We start from the raw sequence: 23,442 nt of genomic DNA on the forward strand, positions 1-23,442 counted from the left end.
GTTTACTCCAATACTAAGCTTTCAGCTTCTGTTTGTTCTCATACATTGCCCTGTCGGCACGGTCTAAGATCTCGGAAACAAGACTGTCTTTCTCCGGTTCGTACTCAGCAATGCCTGAAGCAAGAACCGCCCCGGTGCCACTTTCTTTGTTCTTAAGGACCTGGTTCCTTAGCTTATCCATAAGCTCCTGCTTCTTGTCGTAATCATCACCTCTAAGGAACACTACAAATTCGTCTCCGCCGATCCTGAATACAGGGCTGTGCTTAAATATATTGCACAAGAGCTTTGCAGATTCCTTGATATATTCATCGCCCACAACATGCCCCTGAGTATCATTTATCTCTTTTAAGTTGTTTGCATCACATACAATGAGCGCAAACGGCAGATAGTCCATGCCGTTTTCAATATTGCTCTGCACTGATTCTTCAAGTTCTTTATATGCCGTCTTGTTCTTGGTACCGGTAAGTTCGTCGCGTCTTGCAAGCTCTTTTTCAGTTTTCAGAGCCTTCATATGCTGCTTTTCTTTTTTGATCTCATCATCAATATTCTCGACACCTATGATAAAGTGCGTTCCATCGCTGCTCTTACGTACAGTCATCCTGGTATACCGAGATCTTCCGTTCACCATAAGACGGTAATCGATACTGCGGACCTTATGGCTCTCCATAGCAGAGATCATATTGTCCTTATCCATGAATTCGATCAGCATGTCACGGTCCTGTTTATGAATGATCTGAGGAATATTGGACATAGATTCAGCATAGAAATCCTCTCCCGAATTGCTGATCTCCAATTGGCCATAGATATTGTTGGACTCATAGCCGACATAGGATGAGGTTGCAATATCCACATAATAGATCTCATCATAGTTGGACGCCAGGCTCTCAGCAATCTGCGTAAATGTAATGGTCTTTTTCTGACTTTCCTTACGTTTCTTCTCAGCCCTTAGTTCATCCTCAATGTCTTTTTCGTAAAAGATAATGTGCTCCTTATCATTACCTGCGCGCATATAAGTAACGAGGAAGAATCTCGGCTCTTCCCCTACCATAAACCTGTATTTGCAGGAAAATGAACGTCTACCCTCAAGATTTGCAATCATAGTTTCTTTGGTAAAAGAGCTTTCAGCAGCCCCTTTATCCTCGCCAAAAGCATTTTGCTCAATGTTTGCCTTGAATGCAGCAAAGAAGTCTTTTCCGGATGAAGGCATGTTCATAAACTCTTTCTGCCTTCCGGCGTATTCAAGATATTCTCCGTTATTTACGTTGATATAATAGATGGCGATATAATCTTCAGCCATTACTGTCGCGATTTTATCCTGGATCTCTTTTTCCTGTTTCTCGCCCGCTTCCACATAAGAATGCACTACACAAGTTCCAATCAAAAGCCCAATGACATATAGAGGATAGAATGAAGCCAGAATCTGCAGGAACATAAAAACGCCAAATGCGACACTGGTATAAGCCACTGCCCTGTACCTGACGCTTTGGCGTCCTGAAGATTTCCATGAAACAATGAACATCCTGATAGCAATTCCCAAATAAAAGACAAGTAAAAAAATATATATGATATGCCTTCCGGATTCCGGAATATACTCATGATCATCACTATAGGAAAAGATAAAATGATAAAACCGATTGAACATCAGACAGATCAGCCCGGCTATGAACGCAAACCACGCTCCGCCGGTCATAATCTCGGCCCTGATATCGTCACTTTCAAGATATGCAACGATGTAGCGCGCCCATGCCAGCATAGTAAGAAGCATAAAAATGAAATAAAAGACCGTGTTTATATAGATAATTGTAAACAGCTTGGGATTATTGTGATTCTCATAGAGAATACCCCAGGCTATCTCTACCAGATAATATAAGTTTATTGCATGCAAAAAATGACTGTAGCGCACTTTCACCTGCTGTTCTGCATCCTGTGCATCAGTCTTTGCAAATATATTCATTATGGATTTTCGATTCAAGATCACATTTATTGTCAGCGCAAGCAATGCGACTGCTGAATAATACATCCCTTTTTATAATCCTCCTGAATATATTAATAATAACCGTAAAACCGTTAAATAAAAAGGGATTTTATAAATATTTAATGGTCCCTGGGGACGGGGGTTAGGGACCATTTTTCACTTACACAAAAAGACCCGGTACAATGTACCGAGTCTTCTGTAATCTGCCATAGCAGATGATTATCTCTTTGAGAACTGAGGAGCTCTACGAGCCTTCTTGAGACCGTATTTCTTTCTCTCCTTCATACGAGGATCTCTTGTAAGGTATCCGGCCTTCTTAAGAACAGGTCTGTACTCATCTGAATCAGCCTGAAGAAGAGCTCTTGAAATGCCGTGTCTGATAGCACCAGCCTGGCCTGTTGTTCCGCCACCCTTAACAGTTACAACAACGTCAAACTTGTCTGTTGTCTCTGTAGCTACGAGAGGCTGACGAACGATAACCTTAAGAGTCTCAAGACCAAAATACTCATCGATAGGTCTCTTGTTGATTGTTATATTTCCATTTCCGGATACAAGGTATACTCTAGCGATTGACTTTTTTCTTCTACCTGTTCCGTAGTAATTAGCTGACTTTGCCATTTTAGATTCTCCTTTCGACTACCCGATTAAAATGTTAATACTTCAGGCTTCTGAGCTGCGTGTGGGTGCTCAGCACCTGCATATACATGGAGCTTGCTGTACATATCTCTTCCAAGAGATCCCTTAGGAAGCATTCCCTTAACAGCGTGCTCAACAACTCTCTCAGGGTGTGTCTCAAGCATCTGACGAAGTGAGAACTCCTTGTGATGTCCAACATAATCTGTGTGGTGCCAATACATCTTCTGATCAAGCTTCTTACCTGATACTTTGATCTTATCAGCATTGATTACGATTACGAAATCACCTGTGTCGATGTTTGGTGTGTAAATAGGCTTGTTCTTACCTCTAAGTACGTTTGCAACGTTAGAAGCAAGACGTCCAAGTGTCATATCAGTAGCATCAACTACATACCACTTTCTCTCTACTGTAGTTGCACTAGGCATAAATGTTTTCATTGTGTTTCCTCCATTACCAGATTAGAACAATTACTTAAAATTTGTTACTCCTCTGCGCAACCCTTCACCTGATTGTGCAGTATATGAACATATTGAGGCTTACCGGGACATCAATATGCCACTTAGCTTAAATGAGGACATAGTTATACTACGTCACACAGTAAGATATTATATGACTATTTGCCATTATTTGTCAACAATTATTTGAATCTTCCAAAGGCCCCGGGATTCCATCCAGGAACTTGTACTCCATCAGGAAAAGACCCTGAGGAGGAGCTGTAGGTCCTGCTGCCGATCTGTCTTTTGCATTAAGCATATCTGCTATATCCGAAGGCTTACCCTTGCCCCTTCCGATCTGCAGAAGTGTCCCGGCAATGATCCTCACCATGTTGTAGAGGAATCCGTTACCCGTCACCGATATGATGACCTCGTCGCCATCGCGCCTTACCTTGACCTCCTTAATGGTGCGCACATGGGAAAGCGCCTGGGACTGAACGTTGCAAAAGCTCGTAAAATCGTGCTCTCCCACCAGGTAATTCCCCGCTTCCTGCATCACCTCCACATCTAGAGGCATACTGAAATGATAGGTGTAATGTCTTTTCACCGGAATCTCAAACCGGGTGTTGAGAACGCGGTACTCATAGGTCTTCTCGGTATCGCAGTGCCTTGGATGAAAGTCTGCAGCAACATTTCTTGACTCCACCACTCGTATGTCGTCCGGAAGTATGTGATTCAGGGCAAAAGAGAATTTCTCTCCCGGAATGGAACTGGCAGTATCAAAAACAGCTATGTTCCCATAGGCGTGGACTCCTGCATCAGTTCTGCTGGCGCCTATCACCTGTACTTCCTCGCCCGTAAGGCCGTGTATGGCACGGTTAAGCATCTCTTCAATTGTATTGTGTGTGCTGGTCTGAAGCGCCCAGCCGTTGTAGGCTGTTCCGTCGTAGGACACCACCAGCATGACGCGTCTTTTTTCGCTCATCAGCTCTTTTTCCAAAGTTATCTAAAAAGGATCCTGCCAAAAACCAAGCAGCAGACTACATATCCGAAGATCACAGCAAGTGCGATGATATCAATCCTCTTATAAACAAGAGGCTTCATCTTGGTCCTGCCCTCTCCGCCTCGATAGCACCTGGCTTCCATGGCCATTGCAAGGTCGTTGGCTCTTCTGAAGGCCGAAATAAACAGTGGTACCAGTAGCGGAACCAGGCTCTTTGCCCTGTTCATGATAGATCCGCTCTCGAAATCCGCTCCTCTTGCCATCTGCGCCTTCATGATCTTGTCCGTTTCCTCCATGAGGATTGGGATGAATCTGAGGGCAATAGACATCATCATAGAAATCTCGTGGACCGGAACCCTGATCTTCTTAAGAGGCTTAAGGAGGTCCTCAAGGCCGTCCGTAAGGTAGTTGGGCGTTGTTGTCAGCGTCATCAGCGACGATCCGGTGATGAGGAACACAAGCCTTACTCCCATCATGATCGCAAGCCTTATTCCCTCTTTCGTGATCTTAATCTTCCAAAAGCTCACCAGAGGCTCTCCCGGCGTCAAAAACAGGTTGAACACCATAGTTATGAGCAGCAGGAAAAAGATCGCTCTCATGCCCCTAAAAATGAATTTTGGAGGTACATTTGAAAGCTTTATGCACACGCACAAAAAAAGTGCCGCAATGACATATCCTATGAAATTTTTCACCAGAAACAGGGAAATAATAAAGGAGAAGGTTCCCACGATCTTAACTCTAGGGTCAAGGGAGTGGATCACCGATTCCGTCCTATAATATTGTCCCAGCGTAATATCTCTAAGCATTATTTACCAAGCGCCTTTAAAATCTCTTTTTTTGCTTCTTCCAGGGTTGTTATATCGGTACTTACATCAAAGCCCGCAGCCTTCAGTTCCTGCATGCAGTAGGTCACCTGAGGCGCAGCAAGTCCGATCTCCTCTAGTTCTTTATAATGGGAAAAGACCTCTCTGGGCTCCGCGTCAAATGCAACCCTGCCCTTGTTCATTACGATGATCCTCTCAACGTAATCCGCAACATCCTCCATACTGTGGCTTACCAGGATAATGGTGATGCCCATGGTCTTATGGAGGTCCGATATCAGGTTGAGTATATCTTCACGCCCCTTGGGATCAAGGCCGGCTGTGGGTTCATCAAGAATAAGGATCTGTGGCTTCATGGCCAGAACACCTGCGATAGCAACTCTTCTCTTTTGTCCTCCCGACAGATCAAAGGGGGACTGATAGAAATAGTCATCATCAAAGCCCACCTGTTTCAGCGCCTCATAAGCCCTCAGCTCAACTTCCTTCTGGGGAAGTCCCAGGTTCTTAGGACCAAAGCACACATCCTTAAAGCAGTCTGATTCAAAGAGCTGATGCTCCGGATACTGGAAGACCAGTCCCACCTTGGCTCTTAGCTTTTTCTTGTCGTAGTCCTTGTCATTGATGTCTTCATTGTTAAAGAAAACCTGACCGCTTGAAGGCTTAACAAGACCGTTCATATGCTGTATCAGCGTTGACTTACCTGACCCTGTGTGTCCGATAAGTCCGATGAACTGGCCATCCGGGATCTTCAGCGAAACATCTATAAGAGCTGCGCTGGCCATGGCAGTGTCTTCGTCATATATGTAATTGACATGATTTAGCATTATCGACATGCTTTTAATGCCTCCACAAGCTCTTTTCTCGTAAGGATAGGATTAGGGAGCGGAACTCCGCTCTTTCTTAGTTCATGTGCAAGGAGTGTGACCTGCGGAACGCCCAGTTTAAGTGCCTTTAGCTTGTCCACCTGAGCAAAAATCTCCCTTGGAGTTCCTTCCATGACAACCTTGCCCTTGTCCATGACAAAGACCTTGTCCGCATCCACAACCTCTTCCATGTAGTGAGTTATAAGAATAACCGTGATGCCCTCTACCTGGTTGAGTCCCCTGGCAGCTCTTATTACTTCCTTTCTGCCGTTGGGATCAAGCATGGCCGTGGGCTCATCCATGATAATACACTTAGGGTGCATGGCAATGACGCCGGCGATGGATACTCTCTGCTTCTGACCACCGGATAAGTGGTTCGGAGATGACTTTCTGAACTTGTCCATACGGACAGCCTTTAAGCTCTCATCCACTCTCTCCCAGATTTCCTCTGTGGGAACGCCCATGTTCTCAGGTCCAAAGCCAACATCCTCTTCAACGATCTGGCCGATGATCTGGTTGTCCGGATTCTGGAATATCATTCCCGCTTCCTGTCTGACATCCCAAAGGTGCTCATCATCCTCAGTCAGCATTCCATCCACATAGACCTCACCCTCTGTCGGGTAGAGCAGTGCATTGAAATGCTTGGCAAGCGTTGACTTTCCTGAGCCGTTGTGCCCCAAAATGGCAATAAACTGCCCGGGCTCCACAGAAAGATTGACATCGTCAATTGCTCTTGTGATGCCCTCAACGTTGCCTTCCTCGTCGCGCCTTATATATTCAAATACCAGTTTGTCTGTGCGAATCATCTTCTTCATAACAGTGCTAATTTTACTAGATTTCAAGGGATAATACAACTTTAAGCGCTTTTTGCATGATATAATTTTTATATGTGATTGCGATCACGGACTAAACGGAAAGGACCTGCGGTTTAATGAAAAAGATCAGAAACACGTCAGCTTTTTATAATTCAGGCAGTTGCACCTTTATGTCTGACGTAATGGGCTTTATTGAAAGCAGCCTGATTCAGATGCCTGTCGGCAAAAAATTCATTCAAAAAACCTTACTTATCTCCGAGGAGATAATAGCAGACCTTCTAAAGCACGCTCCTGCCAATACCGATCTAAAGATCCAGGTCAGACAATTCTTTGGCGAAACCAGCGTGAACATGTCCATGAAGGGCGAAGAATTTTCTCCCTATTCCGATGAAGATGACCTAAGCGAAGATGCCAGCGTCAGTGCCATCCGCGCCGTCCTTCTACGCTCCTTCGGCGAAAATTTCAAATACAGAAACAAAAACAACATTAACCATGTCAGGATAGTTGCCGGTCAGTCGGAGCAAAAGCTCAACAACTCCGCTATTTATGCACTTTTCCTTGGTCTTGCATTTGGATTTATTGCGAAATTTCTTTTCCCCGAATCCGTTAACACCACGCTCTGTACCTACGTATTAGAGCCCATCAAGACCGTATTCATGCATGCCATAAGGATCATCATCGCTCCGGTGGTATTTTTCTCCATTGTCTCCTGCTTCTCACAGTTTACAAATCTCTCGGAAGTAGGCAAGATAGGCAGCCGTGTCATATCCATGTATCTTCTGACCACGGTCATCGCTGTTCTTTTGGGCATCGGTATCTTTCACCTGGTACAGCCCGGAGAATTCGGCTTCGCTTTAAGTTCCGGAATTGCCACTCAGGCAGTAAGCGTGGACACTTCCGTGGACACATCCATAATGTCAACGCTTATGAATATAGTGCCTTCCAACTTCCTGTCTCCGTTCCTTGAATCCGATACCCTTCAACTGATCTTCCTGGCTATGCTCTGCGGAATCTCTGTCGGAATGGTAGGCAAGTACTCTTCTATGTTAAAAGAGCTTTTTGATGCCCTTAACACACTGTTTTTAACCATAACAACTCTGATAACCAGATTTATTCCGCTTGCAGCTTTTGTTTCAATATCACTTCTCGTAATAAGGCTTGGAGGAGATTCGCTTCTTTCAATACTCAGCGTCACGCTGACGCACACCGGTGCTATTCTTTGCATGATGTGCATATACGGGCTTCTGATCCTTATTATCGGCAGGCTCAATCCTCTTAAGTTTTTCAAGAACGACAAGGAGGGAATCTTTACCAGCTTAACTTTGTCCTCCAGCTCTGCAGCCATGCCGACAAACATGAGAATCTGCACCGAGAAACTGGGCGTATCACCGAAGGTTGCAAATTTCTCCATTCCTCTCGGAGCAACCATTAACATGGATGGTGTATGTCTTTACCTGACCATAATCGGTCTGTTTTTGGCAAAAGCCTATGGCATCGTTGTTGACCTGCCTTCGCTTATTTCCCTCACATTCACCATAATAATGCTCTCTCTTGGAGCTCCCGGTGTTCCCGGATGTGCATTCATCTGCCTGGGCGTTGTAGCAGAATCGCTTAATATTCCAATCGAAGCGCTGGGCCTTATCATAGCCATCAATCCTATTCTTGACATGGCCGATACAATGTCCAATACTACAGGAGACATGGCTACTGCGGTAATTGTCGCAAGTAACGAAGGTCTACTGGACCATGAAAAATATAACAGCTGAGGTTATCAAACAACATGAACATCAAGTACTTAAAAGAACTGGCACTTCTGGCAGGAGTTATCATCATTGCCGCCATTGGAGCAAGGTTTCTTGCTAGAGGCGAAACTCTTTCCGACTATGCAAAAAAGAATCCGGAAGCAGCTGCTGTTTCATCAACTATAGAAGAAGTTAAGGAGCCTGAACCGGAGCCTGAGCCTGTAAAAGAGGCGGAATCTGTACCAGCAAAAGAGCCGGAAGTTATCGAAGAGGCGGAGCCTGAGCCTAAAATCGTCGAAGAGCCAGAGCCTGAACCCGAACCGGAACCTGAACCGTCACCCGAGAGGATCACCTACATGGATGGATTTTACTATGAGCCAATCACCAATGAAGTATTCAAGCGTATCTCAGGAATATCCTATCCAGTTGACTGCACGGTACCACTTGATGAGCTTAGGTATGTCGGCCTTATGTATGTAGATTTTAACGGAGAGACTCAGAAAGGCGAGCTGATATGTAATAAAGCTCTCGCCCAGGATATGGTAGAGATTTTCTACGAATTATATTCAAACAATTATCAATTGGAAAGTGTAAAGCTGGTGGATGAATACGGAGGAGATGACACAGCATCCATGCTGGCAAATAATACCTCCTGTTTCAACTACAGAGTGGTTGAAGGAACCACAAGACTTTCAAACCATGCTTATGGACGTGCAATAGACATAAATCCTTTCTACAATCCTTATATCACCTATAACAAGGATGGCACAACAAATGTATCACCTGCAGGCAGTGAGGCCTATGCAGACAGATCAGCTTCATTCCCGTACAAGATTGATGAAAACGATCTGGCTTATAAGCTATTTAAGGAGCATGGCTTTAAATGGGGCGGAGACTGGAATAATTCGAAAGACTATCAGCACTTCGAGAAAAAATAAAAAGAAATAAAAAAGGGATGCGGCTATTGCCGTATCCCTTTTAAGTGGCTTGTTATCAAACGAGCTCAAGAACAACCATCATAGCTGCATCGCCTTTTCTCTGGCCGATCTTAACGATTCTTGTATAACCACCCTTACGTCCAGCGTACTTAGGGCCATACTCATCGAAAAGCTTAGCTACGAGATCAACTTCCTTAGTGTTTTTCTTTCTTCCTGCCTTCTCAGTAGGAACCTCAGTTACAGGGTAAAGAGTCTTAAGGAGCTGACGTCTTGCATGCATACGTGAAGGAAGATCCTTCTTGATTTCCTTCTTAACAGTTGTATACTTTGTAACCTTCTTGCCATCTACAACTTCTTTTACTCTCTTGCCATCTTTGTCCTTCTCAGGAACCTTAGCTTCAACAGTAACTGTCTCGAAGTTGTCCTTCTCCTTAGCTGCAAGAGTGATCATAGGCTCTACGATCTTCTTGATTTCCTTAGCTCTTGCCTCTGTGGTAATGATCTTACCATTGTAAAGAAGTGCTGTTACCTGGTTACGAAGAAGTGCTCTCCTAGGTTTTGTTGCTTTTCCAAGCTTTCTGTACATTGCCATCTTAAATTACTTCCTTTCTCATTTGCAGGGTTCCCCCTGCTGTGGTACATCAAAGGATGCACATCGGTCTTACTCCTTAGATGCTGTTAATGATCCATTATGAGAATCCACCTCAGTACGCATCGGATTTACCTTCAGCGGAAATCATATAACAAAATTATTCGCCGTCCTGTCTGAGTGAAAGTCCGAGCTCATCAAGCTTAGCAAGAACCTCCTCAAGTGACTTACGTCCAAGATTACGAACCTTCATCATATCGTCTGAAGTCTTGTTAGCAAGCTCCTGAACGGTATTGATGCCTGCTCTCTTAAGGCAGTTGAATGAACGAACTGAAAGCTCAAGTTCATCAATTGACATTTCGAGAACTTTGCCCTTCTCATCGTCTTCCTTCTCTACCATAACCTCAGCGGTCTTAGCATTCTCGGAAAGATCAATGAACAGGCTTAAGTGCTCACTGAGAACCTTAGCTGCAAGGCTTACAGCCTCGTCGGGACCAAGTGTTCCATCCGTGTGAACATCAAGTGTAAGTTTGTCAAAGTCTGTAACCTGACCTACACGAGTGTTCTCTACAGTTACATTTACTCTCTCAACAGGAGTATAGATAGAATCGATAGCGATCACACCGATAGGAAGATCACCGGTCTTATTCTTGTCAGAGCTTACATATCCTCTTCCCTTTGTGATGGTGAGCTCCATGTAGAGCTTAGCATCCTTACCGGAAAGTGTGGCGATAACCTGATCAGGATTCATGATCTCGATATCCTGGTCAACCTGAATATCAGAAGCCTTTACAACGCCCTCACCATTGAACTCAATGTATGCAGTCTTTGGCTCGTTTGTATCAGAACTGTTCTTGATTGAAAGGTTCTTGATGTTCATGATGATTTCAGTTACATCTTCCTTAACTCCGGGAATAGAACTGAACTCATGTAATACGCCTTCGATTTTGACCTGACTTACTGCTGCTCCTGGTAATGAAGAGAGCATAATCCTACGAAGGGAATTGCCCAGTGTAATACCGTAACCTCTCTCAAGAGGCTCGACTACGAATTTACCATACTTCTTATCATCTGAGATTTCAGCAACTTCAATATTTGGTCTTTCAAAATCAAACACTGATATACCCTCCTTATGTGGTTTGTTAACATTTTATAATAATAATGAATTGCTAAGCAATTATTATTTAGAGTACAACTCGACGATAAGCATTTCATCTACAGGAACGTCAATAGCTTCTCTTGAAGGAAGCTCCTTGATTGTGCCCTGAAGGCTCTCTTTGTTAACATCGATCCACTCAGGAACAAGTCTGCCTGCTGTGATCTCTGAGATATCCTTAAATCTCTGGATATTCTTTGCAGCCTCTTTTACTTCGATAACATCACCAGCCTTGATGAGGTATGAAGGGATGTTGATAACCTTGCCATTTACAGTGATGAACTTGTGAAGAACAACCTGTCTTGCTTCTCTTCTTGTTCTTGCAAATCCCATTCTGAAAACTACGTTATCAAGTCTTGTCTCAAGAATTGTCATAAGGTTTGAACCTGTCTGACCCTTCATTCTATCAGCCCTGTCATAGTAGTTTCTGAAAGGCTTCTCAAGTACTCCATAAATGAACTTAGCCTTCTGCTTCTCACGAAGCTGAAGTCCGTACTCACTCATCTTCTTACCAGCTCTAGCTGATGTTCTCTTTGACTTCTTGTCATATCCAAGGAATGTTGGATCAAGATCAAGAGATCTGCATCTCTTTAAAACGGGAACTCTGTTTACTGCCATTTTTGGCTCCTTTCTTTTTCTCAGATGATGTCTTCATCTGATGTTGTTTACAATGCTTTAAAACTTAATTCGCACCTTCGTCCAACGAGTTAATTGTCAAAAATATAATCTATATTTGCACATGTAACCCGCAAACAATGAGTATGATTATACTCTACGACGCTTAGGTGGTCTGCATCCGTTATGTGGTACAGGTGTTACGTCTGTGATAGATGTAACTGTAAGGCCGCTTGCAGCAAGAGCTCTGATTGCAGCTTCTCTTCCTGATCCTGGTCCCTTAACGAATACATCAACAGTCTTAAGGCCGTGAATAAGTGCAGCCTTAGTTGCTGTCTCTGCAGCTACCTGTGCAGCATAAGGAGTAGATTTCCTTGAACCCTTAAATCCCAGACCACCGGCACTTGCCCAGCTAAGAGCGTTTCCTGCAGCATCTGTCAATGTAACGATTGTGTTATTGAAAGATGACTGAATGTGTGCCTGTCCGTGTTCAACGTTTTTCTTGACACGTTTCTTAGCAGCTGATTTCTTTGCTGCTGATGATTTCTGATTTGCCATTTTAAACTAACCTACTTTCTTCCTATAAATCTTTGTTTTTTGTTACTGTTCTGAACTCGCCATGCCCGGGTTCATATTCAAAGGCTAATGAAGATTATTTCTTCTTGTTAGCGATTGTTCTCTTTGGTCCTTTTCTTGTTCTTGCATTTGTCTTAGTTCTCTGACCACGGCAAGGAAGTCCTCTTCTGTGACGTACGCCTCTGTAACATCCGATCTCAGTGAGTCTCTTGATGTTCATGGCAACTTCTCTTCTAAGGTCACCTTCTACTTCGTAGTCATTACCGATAACCTCGGCAATTCTCTTAACTTCATCGTCTGTAAGATCACGAACACGTGTGTCCGGATTTACTTTTGCTGCTTCAAGAATCTTGTTTGAGCTTGTTCTACCGATACCGTAGATGTATGTCAAACCGATCTCTACTCGCTTATCTCTAGGTAAATCAACACCTGCAATACGAGCCATTTAAAAATCCTCCATAAAAATAAATAATAATGATAAAAATAGTTACTTGTTTGATTGGGGCTTTTAAGCTACGCCCAATCGGACAGAAACGGGTCCGATCTTTCCAATACGCTATAGATCAGCATGTTCTATATTGGTATCAAAAAGTAATCCGAATTGGCTCGAATTAACCCTGTCTCTGTTTGTGCTTAGGGTTGTCACAGATAACTCTGATAACGCCCTTTCTCTTGATAACCTTGCACTTCTCGCACATAGGCTTAACAGAAGACCTAACTTTCATTGTTACTCCTTTCTTACGCATGGATAAAATGCCTTGAAAAGGGCATAATATGCCCTTCTCACAAAAAGACCGACTTATAATATAACACAAACAAATTCAATACGCAACAGGTTTTTTACAAAAAATCGATTATTTTTCGTTATTTTCCTCTTCTATATTGTTAAAGCTAACACCTCTGTTGATATCACCCTTATGATTATCACCGAAATTGTAATCATTACCCGGAAGAACAGCATTTAAGATGATTCCGAGAAGAGCTGCGATAGCCAGTGAAGTAAGTGTTATTGATGTGCTTCCGATTGTAAATGTGAGGCCATCTGTAAATCCAAGACCTGATACAAGGATTACTGCAGCAACAATAAGGTTTCTTGACTTAGTGAAATCTACCTTGTTCTCAACTACATTTCTGACACCGATAGCTGAGATCATTCCGTATAATACAAAGCTTATTCCGCCGATGATAGCTGTTGGCATTGTTCCGATGATATCGGCAATCTTAGGAATGAAGCTGACGATGATTGCATAAACAGCAGCAATTCTTACTACCTTAGGATCATATACTTTAGAAAGCTCAAGGACACCTGTGTTCTCACCATAGGTTGTATTTGCAGGTCCGCCAAACATTCCTGCAAGTGCAGTTGCAAGTCCGTCACCAAGAAGTGTTCTGTTAAGACCGGGATCTTCTATGAAATTCTTGGATGTTGTAGCAGAAATTGCTGAGATGTCACCAACATGTTCCATCATGGTTGCAATTGCAATAGGTGCCATAACAAGGATTGCTGTAACATCAAATTTAGCGATTACAAACTTAGGAAGTCCAACCCATGCAGCTGTAGCAATAGGTGCATAATCAATGATTGCTGATCCGTCAGCATTGGTCATTCCAAAAGCCTGGAAAATAACCGCAACCAGATAAGAAATTACTACGCCCATAAGGATAGGAATGATCTTCCACATTCCCTTACCCCAGATATTAAAGATGATTACAACCAAAAATGCGATGATTGCAAGAATCCAGTTAGCTGAAGCATTTCCGATTGCAGAAGGTGCAAGTGAAAGTCCGATACAGATAATGATCGGTCCTGTAACAACAGGTGGAAGGTAGTGCATAACCTTTTTTACACCAACCAGTCTGAAAATAAGCGCAAGGACAAGATAAAGAAGTCCTGCGACAACAATACCGCCACATGCATAAGGGAGCTTTTCTCCGTATGTCATGTTTGCATATTTTCCTGTATTAAGATTTGCTATTGTGGCAAAGCCGCCGAGAAATGCGAATGATGATCCCAGAAAAGCCGGAACCTTGAATTTAGAACAAAGATGAAACAGAAGTGTACCAAGTCCTGCAAAGAATAGTGTTACCTGGACTGAAAGTCCCTCACCGTTAAAATAGCCGTTGACCAAAATAGGAACCAGAATGGTTGCTCCAAACATAGCAAACATATGCTGCAAACCTAAAACCGCCATTTTCGGTTTCCCCAATGTTGTGGCATCATAAATAGCCTGTCTTTTTTCTCCCATATTCTCCTCCAATCTGAAATTGTGTAAACCTTTCAATTCATCAGTATAACACAAAACCGGAGTGCTATACACTCCGGTTTAAACAATCTGATTATTTATCTCTCCAAATAATTCTGCCCTTTGTAAGATCGTATGGTGACAGTTCAAGTGTCACCTTGTCACCGGGCAAAATTCTGATGAAGTTCTGTCTGAGTTTGCCGCTGATATGAGCAAGAACAACGTGTCCGTTCTCAAGCTCAACCTGGAACATTGTGTTGGGCAACTTCTCAATAACCTTTCCTTCAATTTCAATTACATCAGCCTTTGACATCTTTATCCTCCTTAAATCCTTACTGTCAAATGATAGTCAGTATCTCTGGTTCACCATCCGTGATGGCTATAGTATTTTCATAATGGGCAGAGAGCTTACCGTCAACGGTAACCACCGTCCATTCGTCATCTAACCAGCCTACATATCTCTCACCGAGAGTTATCATGGGTTCTACGCAAATTGTCATGCCCTTTTTAAGCTTAGGCCCAGGCCAGAACTTCTTGTAGTTCGGCACTATCGGGTCTTCATGGAGGCTTTTGCCTATTCCATGGCCTGTGAGCTCTCTGACAACACCATATCCGTGAGTTGTAACGTAATTGTCAACCGCTCTTGATATCTCATGTAGTCTGTGTCCTGCTCTGGCCTTTTTGATTCCTTCAAAAAAGCTGTCCCTGGCCACATCAATAAGATTTTGAGCTTCGTCACTGATCTTGCCGACGCCCCATGTTCTTGCTGCGTCAGAATGAAAGCCTTTATATATAAGTCCTGTATCGAAGGTGACTATGTCGCCCTCCTTAAGGATCCTATCTTTACTTGGTATTCCGTGAACAACCTCGTCATTCACAGATATGCAAACAGAGGCAGGAAATCCCTCATAGTCTTTGCAGTTTGGTATTCCACCAAGTGCACGGATAGCCTTCTCGCCGATCTCATCCAGCTCAAAGGTAGAGATTCCGGGTCTTAGAGCAGCATGTAGTTCATCATGAACCTTTGCTAAAAGATGCCCTGACTGTCGCATAAGTTCTATTTCTTCATCAGTTTTGATCGTAATAGCCATATTCTTATGCGTTTAAGATATTTACAATATCACTGAATACTTCCTGCATGTCCTTTGTTCCGTCTACTGACTTCAAGATATTCTTCTTGTTGTAGTAGTCGATAAGAGGCTGAGTCTGCTCATGATAAACTGATAATCTGTTCTGAACTGTCTCAGGCTTATCATCGTCTCTCTGAACAAGCTCGCTTCCACATTTATCGCAAATTCCCTCCTGCTTTGGAGGAATGTGCTCAATATGATAGGTTGCACCACACTTAAGGCATGCTCTTCTGCCTGACATTCTGCGAACGATATTCTCATCGGGAACATCAACGTTGATTGCGAAATCAACCTTATCGCCGAGCTTTGTAAGCTCTTTGTCAAGAACATCTGCCTGTGGGATTGTACGTGGGAATCCGTCAAGAACGTATCCGTTCTTGCAATCGTCTGCAGCTACTCTGTCCAGAAGGATCTCAACTGTGAGCTCATCCGGAACAAGCTGTCCTTTGTCCATGTACTCCTTGGCCTTTTTGCCAAGCTCAGTACCGTTTTTGATGTTGGCTCTGAAGATATCTCCTGTTGAGATATGCGGAATGTTAAACTTCTCCGCGATCATCTTAGCCTGTGTTCCTTTTCCTGCACCAGGTGCACCTAACATAATAATTTTCATATTCATTCACCCTTCTCAAAAATTAAGATAAGAGGTTTCAAGACCTGCACTATGCAGACCTTGACGCCTCTTATTATTGTACCATAGCTTAATCTTCCAGGAAACCTTTGTAATTACGAACAAGCATCTGTGATTCAATCTGCTTGATTGTCTCAAGGATAACACTTACTACGATGATAAGTGATGTTCCTCCGAATGAAACACTTGCACCAAATACACCATTAAAGAAGATTGGAAGTACACCGATTATTGTCAGTCCGCATGCTCCAATGAAAATGATGTAATTGAGAATACCTGTAAGGTAGTCACTTGTAGGCTTACCGGGTCTGATTCCGGGTATAAATCCGCCCTGCTTCTTCATATTATCTGCAATCTCAATAGGATTGAAGGTAATTGATGTATAGAAATACGCGAAGAAGATAAGTAATAAAATATAAACCAAAAGTCCGATTGAATAATTCCAATGGTTTGGATTGCACCAGTTACTCTGGTTAAGGTAAGCAAGAATCTTACCCCAGGTACCTGATCCCTGATAACCAGCCAGCTGGCTGATAATGATTGGGAACTGGAAGAGTGACATTGCAAAGATGATAGGCATAACACCTGCAGTGTTAACTTTCAGAGGAATCTCTGAACGCTGTCCGCCATAGGTCTTTCTACCCTGGATCTTCTTGGCATACTGTACAGGAATCCTGCGCTCAGCGCCGTTAAGAAGAACAACCAATACTACCATTGCAACAATAACAGCTAAAATAATAATTGCTGAAACTACTCCCCTAGCAATAGGCTTTCCACTTACGAACTGCTCAAATAATGAGCTGATGTCTGACGGCATTCTTGAAAGAATGTTAATAGTCAGGACAATAGAAATTCCGTTTCCAACCCCATTCTCGGTGATTCTCTCACCAACCCACATCAGGAATGCACTACCAGCTGTAAGAGCTGCTACAATCTGAACTACGAGGAATGGATTCTGCTCTGTGAGGAATCCTGTGTTCCTGTAGAAACCAATTGCCATTGCGATGGACTCGATAAGCGCTAATGCGATAGTGATGTATCTTGTAAGCGCTGTAAGTTTCTTTCTTCCGTCCTCTCCGTCTCTCTGCCACTCCTCAAACTTAGGAATAGCAATTGTGAGAAGCTGAATGATAATGGAAGATGTGATGTACGGTGTGATATTGAGTGCCAGGATTGACATGTTCTCAAATGATCCACCGGTGAATCGATCCATAAAGCCAAAAGCGTCACTCTCTGTAAGTCCGGAAAACCAGTTACGGAAAACAGCTGTGTTCATTCCCGGTACGGGAATAGCTGATCCGAGTCTGATTACGCAGAGCATTAAGAAAGTAAAAAGAATCTTCATTCTTATTTCTTTGACCTTTAATGCATTCATTAGGGATTTAAACATTAGATCACCTCTGTTGTTCCACCAAGTGCCTCGATCTTCTGCTTAGCTACTGCACTGAAAGCATTAGCCTTAACCGTGAGCTTCTTAGTAATCTCGCCGTTTCCAAGAATCTTAACGCCATCAAGTTCTTTCTTGATTATACCCTGATCCTTGAGTGCCTGTACATCAACAACTGCACCATCCTCAAATACGTCAAGAGCACATACGTTGATTCCTACGATATTCTTGTGATTGATGTTCTTGAAGCCTCTCTTAGGAAGTCTTCTGAACAGAGGCATCTGACCACCTTCGAAACCAGGTCTTGGTGCTCCAGAACGAGCCTTCTGACCCTTGTGTCCCTTACCGGCAGTCTTGCCGTTTCCTGAACCATGACCACGGCCTCTTCTAAAATTATCGCTCTGTACAGAACCCTCAGCGGGTCTTAAGTTGGATAATTCCATGATATTCCTCCTTATTAATGCCGAAACCCCAAGCGCTATACGCAGCCATAGGCCACTCGCGCTATCGTGATACGGTTTCGGATGATTGTAATGTTAATTAGATCTCTTCAACCTTAACAAGGTGTCTGATCTGCTGGATCTGACCTCTTGTTGCAGAGTTGTCAGGCAGCTCAACACTGCTGTTAAGCTTCTTAAATCCCATTGATTTTACTGTTGCTACCTGCTTAGGTACAGCGCCAATTGTGGACTTAACCAATGTGATCTTAAGTTTCTTCTCGCTTGCCATTGATTTTTCCTCCTATTATGCAGTAACTTCTGCTACAGACTTACCGCGCTTTGCTGCTACCTCTTCAGGTGTCTTTAACTGAGCAAGACCATTGATTGTAGCATAAACAACATTCTGCTTGTTGTTTGAACCAAGTGACTTTGTTCTGATGTTTCTGATACCTGCAAGCTCACATACAGAACGAGCAGGACCACCAGCGATGATACCGGTACCTTCAGGTGATCTCTTCAGTAAAACTTCAGCTGAGCCGAACTTACCGATGAAATCATGTGTGATACTGTTGTTCTCATCAAGAGGAACAGTAATAAGGTTCTTAGTAGCATCTTCCTTACCCTTACGGATAGCATCCGGGATTTCTGTTGACTTACCCAGACCAACACCAACGTGTCCGTTGTTGTCACCAACAACTACAAGGGCTGTGAACTTCATGTTACGTCCACCTTTAACAACCTTTGTAACACGCTTGATGGTTACAACTTTATCTGTTAATTCCAGCTGACTTGCATCAACGATATTACGCTTCATTTGTAAACTTCTCCCTTCTTAGAATTCCAGGCCAGCTTCTCTGGCTGCATCAGCAAGAGCCTTAACCTTACCATGATAGATATAACCGCCTCTATCAAAAACTACGGCCTTGATACCCTTCTCTAATGCTCTCTTTGCTACAACATCTCCGATCTTTGTTGCTGCTTCGATGTCGTCTGTATTCTTGAGCTCAGCCTTGATATCCTTTTCAAGAGTTGAAGCAGATACAAGTGTTGTGCCATTTACGTCATCAATAACCTGAGCATATACGTGGTTATTGCTTCTGAATACTGCGAGTCTAGGTCTCTCAGCACTGCCGCTGAAACGATTACGGATTCTCATGTGCTTTTTAGCACGTACTTTTGATCTTGATTCCTTACTAACCATTGTGCACTCTCCTTCTTAATTATTTCTTACCGGTCTTACCAACTTTACGTCTGATAACTTCATCAGCATACTTGATTCCCTTGCCCTTATAAGGCTCTGGAGCTCTCTTTTCTCTGATGATAGCAGCGTGCTGGCCAACCGCCTCTTTGTCAATTCCCTTAACTGTGATTGTCTGTCCCTCTACAACTGTCTCAACTCCTTCAGGATCAACAAGCTCTACAGGGTGTGAATAACCAAGTGTCAGAGAGAGTGTCTTGCCGTTTTTAGCAGCTCTGTAACCTACACCGTTAACCTCAAGCTTCTTCTCGAAACCATCTGTTACACCAACAACCATGTTGTTGAGAAGGCTTCTTGAAAGACCATGTAATGCTCTAGTCTTCTTCTGATCGTCTGGTCTCTTAACCTCGATCTGTCCATTCTCCTGCTCGAAAGAAATCTCTGCAGGGAATACTCTTGTAAGGGTTCCCTTAGGTCCCTTTACAGTCACCTTATTATTTTCTGCAACTTCTACTGTTACACCAGCAGGAACTGCGATTGGCATTTTTCCAATTCGTGACATGCCCGTACCTCCAATTTACCAAATGAATGCAAGAACTTCGCCGCCAACCTGGAGCTCTCTTGCCTTTTTATCAGTTACAACGCCCTGGTTTGTAGAAATGATTGCAATACCAAGACCACCTAATACTCTGGGAAGCTCATCCTTGCCTGCGTATACACGAAGACCAGGCTTTGAGATTCTCTTAAGACCTGTGATAACCTTATCGTTTCTGTCAGCACCGTACTTAAGAGTGATGTGAAGATTCTTGAAAGCGCCATCTTCAACAACATCAAGCTTCTTAATATAACCCTCCTCAAGAAGAATGTTTGCAATTGCAAGCTTCATCTTTGAAGAAGGAACATCAACTGTGTCATGCTTTGCAGTATTTGCGTTACGAATTCTTGTAAGCATATCTGCAATAGGATCGTTCATTGCCATTTTAAATTTGCCTCCTTAATTATTTTTGCTTCGCCTTACTACTCCCCGAATTGAGCAGAGACACGAAGCCGCAATGCGCGCTTATGTGTTTCTCATTTCACAAAGAGTAATACTATTTTTAATATACGTGACTCCCATCCCAGAGTCACAATAAGTGCTGCGGAACGCAGCTTACCAAGATGCTTTTCTTACACCAGGAATCTCGCCCTTATATGCAAGCTCACGGAAGCAAATTCTGCAGATTCCGTACTTTCTAAGATAAGCATGAGGACGACCGCAGATCTTACAACGGTTATAAGCACGTGTAGAGAACTTTGGTTTCATCTGCTGTTTCAACTTCATGGATAATTTAGCCATTGTGTCTTATTTCCTCCTTAATTACTTTGCAAAAGGCATATTGAACAGTGTAAGAAGCTCTCTAGCCTCTTCGTCTGTCTTAGCAGTTGTTGTGAAAATGATATCCATACCTCTTGTCTTATCAATCTTGTCATACTCGATCTCAGGGAAGATGAGCTGCTCCTTGATACCAAGAGCATAGTTACCTCTTCCGTCGAAAGAGTTAGGATTGATTCCTCTGAAGTCACGTACACGAGGAAGTGCAAGGTTTACGAGACGATCAAGGAAATCGTACATCTTATCACCACGAAGAGTTACCTTGCATCCGATAGGCATACCCTCTCTTAACTTGAAGTTAGCGATTGACTTCTTAGCCTTTGTGATAACAGGCTTCTGACCGGAAATAATGGTCATATCATTTGCAGCGTTCTCAAGAAGCTTAGCATTCTCCTTTGCTTCTCCAACACCCATATTGATAACGATCTTGTCGAGCTTTGGAACTTCCATTACATTCTTGTAACCGAACTTCTTTGTCATAGCATCAACGATCTCATTCTTGTATAAATCCTTATATCTACTCAACGTAATTTACCTCCTTTCCTTATCAGTCGATGATGTCGCCAGTCTTCTTAGCAACACGATTCTTCTTTACAACCTTACCATTCTCGTCCTTCTCAACCTTGAATCCGATCTTGGTAGGCTGTCCCTTATGAAGATAAACAACGTTTGAGATATCAAGAGCAGCTTCTCTTTCTACCACTCCGCCATTAGGATTCTTTGCTGAAGGCTTCTCGTGTATTGTAGCCTTGTTAAGGCCCTCAACGACTACCCTTCCGTTCTTAGCATCAACAGAAAGAACCTTGCCTTCCTTGCCGAGCTCTTTTCCAGCGATTACTCTTACAGTATCGCCCTTCTTGATCTTACTTGTTGACATCTAGGCGCCTCCTTATAATACTTCAGGAGCAAGAGAAAGAATCTTCATGAACTTCTTCTCACGAAGCTCTCTAGCTACTGGTCCAAAAATACGTGTTCCCTTAGGCGTACCATCTTCATTGATAACAACAGCAGCGTTCTCATCAAATCTGATGTAGGAACCGTCCTTACGACGTGTCTCTTTAACAGTACGAACGACAACAGCCTTTACAACATCACCCTTCTTTACAACTCCGCCGGGTGTTGCTTCTTTAACAGAAGCTACGATTGTGTCGCCGATTCTCGCATATCTTCTTGTAGATCCACCCATAACACGGATTGTAAGAAGCTCTTTAGCACCTGTGTTATCAGCGACTCTAAGTCTACTTTCCTGCTGAATCATGATATTTCTCCTTTTTTCGAATTACTTTGCACGTTCAATAATGGATACAAGTCTCCATCTCTTATCCTTGGAGATTGGCTTTGTCTCCATGACCTTAACTGTGTCACCGATACGGCACTCGTTGTTCTCGTCATGAGCCTTAAGCTTATAGGTTCTCTTTACGATCTTCTTGTAAAGAGGGTGCTTAACATGGTCCTCAATGGAAACTGTGATGGTCTTGTCCATCTTATCGCTTGTTACTTTACCAACACGCGTTTTTCTTAAATTTCTTTCCACGATCAATTTCTCCTTTTAGATTTAGGCTAACACCGGCTTAGTTAGCAGCCTTAGCATTCTGTGTGATTACAGTCTGGATTCTTGCAATATTTCTTCTTACTTCTTTAATTCTTGCTGTATTATCCAGCTGGTTTGTAGCGTTCTGGAATTTCAGATTGAAAAGTTCCTTCTTAGCTGTTACAAGCTCTGTCTGGAGCTCTTCTGATGACTTAGCCAGAAGCTCTTCTACATACTTATTTGTCTTCATTTAGATACACCGCCTTCCAAATCAGCCTTTGAAACGATCTTGCATTTGCAAGGAAGCTTGTGTGTCGCAAGACGAAGAGCTTCTCTCGCATCGGCCTCGGCAACTCCACCGATTTCGAACATTACACGACCAGGCTTAACAACAGCTACCCATCTATCAGTTGCACCCTTACCGGAACCCATACGTGTTCCAAGAGGCTTTAAAGTGATTGGCTTGTCAGGGAAAATCTTGATCCATACCTGACCACCACGCTTGATGAAACGTGTCATAGCTACACGGGCTGCCTCGATCTGGTTTGAATTGATCCAGCAAGGCTCAAGCGCAACAATTCCGTACTCACCATAAGTGATTGTGTTACCACGAGTGATTTTATGAGCCATTGAACCGCGGAACTGCTTGCGGTGCTTAACTCTCTTTGGCATTAACATTATTTATCGCTCCCTTCCTTATCTGAATTCTCAACTGCCTTTGACTTAAGTACTTCACCCTTGTAGATCCATACCTTAACACCAACTTTTCCGTAAGTTGTGTCAGCCTCAGCAAAACCATAGTCGATATCTGCTCTGAGTGTCTGAAGAGGAATTGTTCCCTCGCTGTAGAACTCTGAACGAGCGATATCTGCGCCACCAAGACGTCCTGAGCAGCAAGCCTTGATACCAAGGGCATCTGTCTTCATTGTTCTGCTCATGCAAGACTTCATAGCTCTTCTGAAAGATACACGGTTCTCAAGCTGCTGTGCAATGTTCTCTGCAACAAGCTGTGCATCCTTATCAGGCTTCTTGATCTCTTTGATGTCAACAAGAACTTTCTTGTCTGTGAGCTTTGAAAGCTCCTTCTTTGTTACTTCGATCTCAGCACCGCCCTTACCGATTACAACACCGGGCTTAGCTGTGTATACGATAACCTTTACTCTGTCTGATGCTCTCTCGATCTCAATCTTAGAAACACCGGCAGCATATAACTTCTTCTTCAGAAATTTTCTGATATTGTAATCTTCAACCAGATTGTTAGCGAAATCTGATGACTCAGCATACCACTTTGAATCCCAGTCAGCGATAACACCAACTCTGAGGCCATGAGGATTAACTTTCTGTCCCATT

At 43.2% G+C, this 23,442-nt stretch carries 34 protein-coding genes; 2 read left to right on the top strand and 32 right to left on the bottom strand.

Annotated elements, in window-relative coordinates; all coding sequences use genetic code 11:
- Positions 1 to 13: 13 nt before the first annotated feature.
- From G633_RS0109010 to G633_RS0109040, 7 genes are all read right to left on the bottom strand, one after another.
- On the bottom strand, positions 14 to 1,954 hold the full coding sequence (locus tag G633_RS0109010) for a GGDEF domain-containing protein (protein WP_242838854.1): 1,941 nt from the start codon (positions 1,952 to 1,954) through the stop codon (positions 14 to 16).
- 240 nt (positions 1,955 to 2,194) lie between these two features.
- On the bottom strand, positions 2,195 to 2,593 hold the full coding sequence (gene rpsI, locus G633_RS0109015) for a 30S ribosomal protein S9 (RefSeq protein WP_022770583.1): 399 nt from the start codon (positions 2,591 to 2,593) through the stop codon (positions 2,195 to 2,197).
- A gap of 26 nt (positions 2,594 to 2,619) precedes the next feature.
- Positions 2,620 to 3,048, bottom strand: coding sequence for a 50S ribosomal protein L13 (gene rplM, locus G633_RS0109020; RefSeq protein WP_022764386.1), 429 nt, complete (start codon positions 3,046 to 3,048; stop codon positions 2,620 to 2,622).
- A 193-nt stretch (positions 3,049 to 3,241) separates the two neighbouring features.
- Positions 3,242 to 4,030, bottom strand: a complete 789-nt coding sequence (gene truA / locus G633_RS0109025) for a tRNA pseudouridine(38-40) synthase TruA (RefSeq protein ID WP_026519728.1) — start codon at positions 4,028 to 4,030, stop codon at positions 3,242 to 3,244.
- A gap of 17 nt (positions 4,031 to 4,047) precedes the next feature.
- Entirely contained in the window at positions 4,048 to 4,854 is an 807-nt protein-coding gene (locus G633_RS0109030) for an energy-coupling factor transporter transmembrane component T family protein (RefSeq protein ID WP_022770581.1), read from the bottom strand.
- On the bottom strand, positions 4,854 to 5,702 hold the full coding sequence (locus tag G633_RS0109035) for an energy-coupling factor transporter ATPase (RefSeq protein WP_022770579.1): 849 nt from the start codon (positions 5,700 to 5,702) through the stop codon (positions 4,854 to 4,856). Before G633_RS0109035 ends, G633_RS0109030 begins: the two co-directional genes overlap by 1 nt.
- Positions 5,693 to 6,538 carry an energy-coupling factor transporter ATPase gene (locus G633_RS0109040; RefSeq protein WP_022770578.1) on the bottom strand — a complete coding sequence of 282 codons (846 nt, stop codon included), beginning with the start codon at positions 6,536 to 6,538 and terminating at the stop codon, positions 5,693 to 5,695. The genes G633_RS0109035 and G633_RS0109040 overlap by 10 nt, the downstream gene beginning before the upstream one ends.
- A 179-nt stretch (positions 6,539 to 6,717) precedes the next feature.
- Between G633_RS0109040 and G633_RS0109045 the strand changes: the two genes are divergently transcribed.
- Positions 6,718 to 8,313, top strand: coding sequence for a dicarboxylate/amino acid:cation symporter (locus G633_RS0109045; RefSeq protein WP_207638105.1), 1,596 nt, complete (start codon positions 6,718 to 6,720; stop codon positions 8,311 to 8,313).
- 14 nt (positions 8,314 to 8,327) lie between these two features.
- Positions 8,328 to 9,227 carry a M15 family metallopeptidase gene (locus tag G633_RS19740; RefSeq protein WP_026519730.1) on the top strand — a complete coding sequence of 300 codons (900 nt, stop codon included), beginning with the start codon at positions 8,328 to 8,330 and terminating at the stop codon, positions 9,225 to 9,227.
- Between the two features lie 55 nt (positions 9,228 to 9,282).
- Here G633_RS19740 and rplQ read toward each other — a convergent pair whose 3' ends face one another.
- From rplQ to rpsC, 25 genes are all read right to left on the bottom strand, one after another.
- The gene (gene rplQ, locus G633_RS0109055; RefSeq protein ID WP_022769964.1) at positions 9,283 to 9,819 is read right to left on the bottom strand and encodes a 50S ribosomal protein L17; all 537 of its coding nucleotides are present in this window, start codon (positions 9,817 to 9,819) and stop codon (positions 9,283 to 9,285) included.
- A gap of 157 nt (positions 9,820 to 9,976) precedes the next feature.
- Entirely contained in the window at positions 9,977 to 10,933 is a 957-nt protein-coding gene (locus G633_RS0109060) for a DNA-directed RNA polymerase subunit alpha (RefSeq protein WP_022764378.1), read from the bottom strand.
- A gap of 63 nt (positions 10,934 to 10,996) precedes the next feature.
- Positions 10,997 to 11,590: a 30S ribosomal protein S4 gene (gene rpsD, locus G633_RS0109065; protein WP_022769966.1), complete on the bottom strand. Its 594-nt coding sequence runs from the start codon at positions 11,588 to 11,590 to the stop codon at positions 10,997 to 10,999.
- Positions 11,591 to 11,737: 147 nt separating this feature from the next.
- Complete coding sequence (gene rpsK / locus G633_RS0109070) at positions 11,738 to 12,145, bottom strand: 30S ribosomal protein S11 (RefSeq protein ID WP_022764376.1); 408 nt, start codon at positions 12,143 to 12,145, stop codon at positions 11,738 to 11,740.
- 94 nt (positions 12,146 to 12,239) lie between these two features.
- Positions 12,240 to 12,608: a 30S ribosomal protein S13 gene (gene rpsM, locus G633_RS0109075; RefSeq protein ID WP_022769967.1), complete on the bottom strand. Its 369-nt coding sequence runs from the start codon at positions 12,606 to 12,608 to the stop codon at positions 12,240 to 12,242.
- Between the two features lie 166 nt (positions 12,609 to 12,774).
- Complete coding sequence (rpmJ, locus tag G633_RS0109080) at positions 12,775 to 12,888, bottom strand: 50S ribosomal protein L36 (protein WP_013280022.1); 114 nt, start codon at positions 12,886 to 12,888, stop codon at positions 12,775 to 12,777.
- Positions 12,889 to 13,017: 129 nt separating this feature from the next.
- Positions 13,018 to 14,409 carry a uracil-xanthine permease family protein gene (locus tag G633_RS0109085; RefSeq protein ID WP_026519731.1) on the bottom strand — a complete coding sequence of 464 codons (1,392 nt, stop codon included), beginning with the start codon at positions 14,407 to 14,409 and terminating at the stop codon, positions 13,018 to 13,020.
- A gap of 91 nt (positions 14,410 to 14,500) precedes the next feature.
- Positions 14,501 to 14,719 carry a translation initiation factor IF-1 gene (infA, locus tag G633_RS0109090; RefSeq protein ID WP_013280019.1) on the bottom strand — a complete coding sequence of 73 codons (219 nt, stop codon included), beginning with the start codon at positions 14,717 to 14,719 and terminating at the stop codon, positions 14,501 to 14,503.
- Between the two features lie 25 nt (positions 14,720 to 14,744).
- Complete coding sequence (map, locus tag G633_RS0109095) at positions 14,745 to 15,497, bottom strand: type I methionyl aminopeptidase (protein ID WP_026519732.1); 753 nt, start codon at positions 15,495 to 15,497, stop codon at positions 14,745 to 14,747.
- Between the two features lie 4 nt (positions 15,498 to 15,501).
- On the bottom strand, positions 15,502 to 16,146 hold the full coding sequence (locus G633_RS0109100) for an adenylate kinase (RefSeq protein WP_026512595.1): 645 nt from the start codon (positions 16,144 to 16,146) through the stop codon (positions 15,502 to 15,504).
- Positions 16,147 to 16,234: 88 nt separating this feature from the next.
- The gene (gene secY / locus G633_RS0109105) at positions 16,235 to 17,554 is read right to left on the bottom strand and encodes a preprotein translocase subunit SecY (RefSeq protein WP_026519733.1); all 1,320 of its coding nucleotides are present in this window, start codon (positions 17,552 to 17,554) and stop codon (positions 16,235 to 16,237) included.
- The gene (rplO, locus tag G633_RS0109110) at positions 17,554 to 17,994 is read right to left on the bottom strand and encodes a 50S ribosomal protein L15 (RefSeq protein ID WP_022769975.1); all 441 of its coding nucleotides are present in this window, start codon (positions 17,992 to 17,994) and stop codon (positions 17,554 to 17,556) included. The genes secY and rplO overlap by 1 nt, the downstream gene beginning before the upstream one ends.
- 97 nt (positions 17,995 to 18,091) lie before the next feature.
- Entirely contained in the window at positions 18,092 to 18,280 is a 189-nt protein-coding gene (rpmD, locus tag G633_RS0109115; protein ID WP_022764368.1) for a 50S ribosomal protein L30, read from the bottom strand.
- A 15-nt stretch (positions 18,281 to 18,295) separates the two neighbouring features.
- A complete protein-coding gene (rpsE, locus tag G633_RS0109120) occupies positions 18,296 to 18,805 on the bottom strand; it encodes a 30S ribosomal protein S5 (protein ID WP_022764367.1) in 510 nt (169 codons plus the stop codon).
- Between the two features lie 18 nt (positions 18,806 to 18,823).
- Positions 18,824 to 19,192, bottom strand: a complete 369-nt coding sequence (gene rplR / locus G633_RS0109125) for a 50S ribosomal protein L18 (protein WP_022769976.1) — start codon at positions 19,190 to 19,192, stop codon at positions 18,824 to 18,826.
- A 19-nt stretch (positions 19,193 to 19,211) separates the two neighbouring features.
- Positions 19,212 to 19,751: a 50S ribosomal protein L6 gene (gene rplF, locus G633_RS0109130; protein WP_022764365.1), complete on the bottom strand. Its 540-nt coding sequence runs from the start codon at positions 19,749 to 19,751 to the stop codon at positions 19,212 to 19,214.
- Positions 19,752 to 19,766: 15 nt separating this feature from the next.
- Positions 19,767 to 20,168 (bottom strand): 30S ribosomal protein S8, encoded by a 402-nt coding sequence (rpsH, locus tag G633_RS0109135; RefSeq protein ID WP_013280010.1) that lies wholly within the window; start codon positions 20,166 to 20,168, stop codon positions 19,767 to 19,769.
- 171 nt (positions 20,169 to 20,339) lie between these two features.
- Positions 20,340 to 20,525 carry a type Z 30S ribosomal protein S14 gene (locus G633_RS0109140; RefSeq protein ID WP_022764364.1) on the bottom strand — a complete coding sequence of 62 codons (186 nt, stop codon included), beginning with the start codon at positions 20,523 to 20,525 and terminating at the stop codon, positions 20,340 to 20,342.
- 21 nt (positions 20,526 to 20,546) lie between these two features.
- A complete protein-coding gene (gene rplE, locus G633_RS0109145) occupies positions 20,547 to 21,086 on the bottom strand; it encodes a 50S ribosomal protein L5 (RefSeq protein ID WP_022764363.1) in 540 nt (179 codons plus the stop codon).
- Positions 21,087 to 21,108: 22 nt separating this feature from the next.
- Positions 21,109 to 21,438, bottom strand: coding sequence for a 50S ribosomal protein L24 (rplX, locus tag G633_RS0109150; RefSeq protein ID WP_022764362.1), 330 nt, complete (start codon positions 21,436 to 21,438; stop codon positions 21,109 to 21,111).
- Positions 21,439 to 21,450: 12 nt separating this feature from the next.
- Positions 21,451 to 21,819, bottom strand: a complete 369-nt coding sequence (gene rplN, locus G633_RS0109155) for a 50S ribosomal protein L14 (protein ID WP_022764361.1) — start codon at positions 21,817 to 21,819, stop codon at positions 21,451 to 21,453.
- 21 nt (positions 21,820 to 21,840) lie between these two features.
- Positions 21,841 to 22,095, bottom strand: coding sequence for a 30S ribosomal protein S17 (gene rpsQ, locus G633_RS0109160; RefSeq protein ID WP_013280005.1), 255 nt, complete (start codon positions 22,093 to 22,095; stop codon positions 21,841 to 21,843).
- 37 nt (positions 22,096 to 22,132) lie between these two features.
- Complete coding sequence (rpmC, locus tag G633_RS0109165) at positions 22,133 to 22,342, bottom strand: 50S ribosomal protein L29 (protein WP_022764360.1); 210 nt, start codon at positions 22,340 to 22,342, stop codon at positions 22,133 to 22,135.
- Complete coding sequence (gene rplP, locus G633_RS0109170; RefSeq protein WP_022769978.1) at positions 22,339 to 22,770, bottom strand: 50S ribosomal protein L16; 432 nt, start codon at positions 22,768 to 22,770, stop codon at positions 22,339 to 22,341. Before rplP ends, rpmC begins: the two co-directional genes overlap by 4 nt.
- Positions 22,770 to 23,441, bottom strand: coding sequence for a 30S ribosomal protein S3 (gene rpsC, locus G633_RS0109175; RefSeq protein WP_022764358.1), 672 nt, complete (start codon positions 23,439 to 23,441; stop codon positions 22,770 to 22,772). Before rpsC ends, rplP begins: the two co-directional genes overlap by 1 nt.
- Between the last annotated feature and the right edge of the window lies 1 nt (position 23,442).

This window comes from Butyrivibrio sp. FCS006 (genome assembly GCF_000424525.1).
Lineage (GTDB): Bacteria > Bacillota > Clostridia > Lachnospirales > Lachnospiraceae > Butyrivibrio.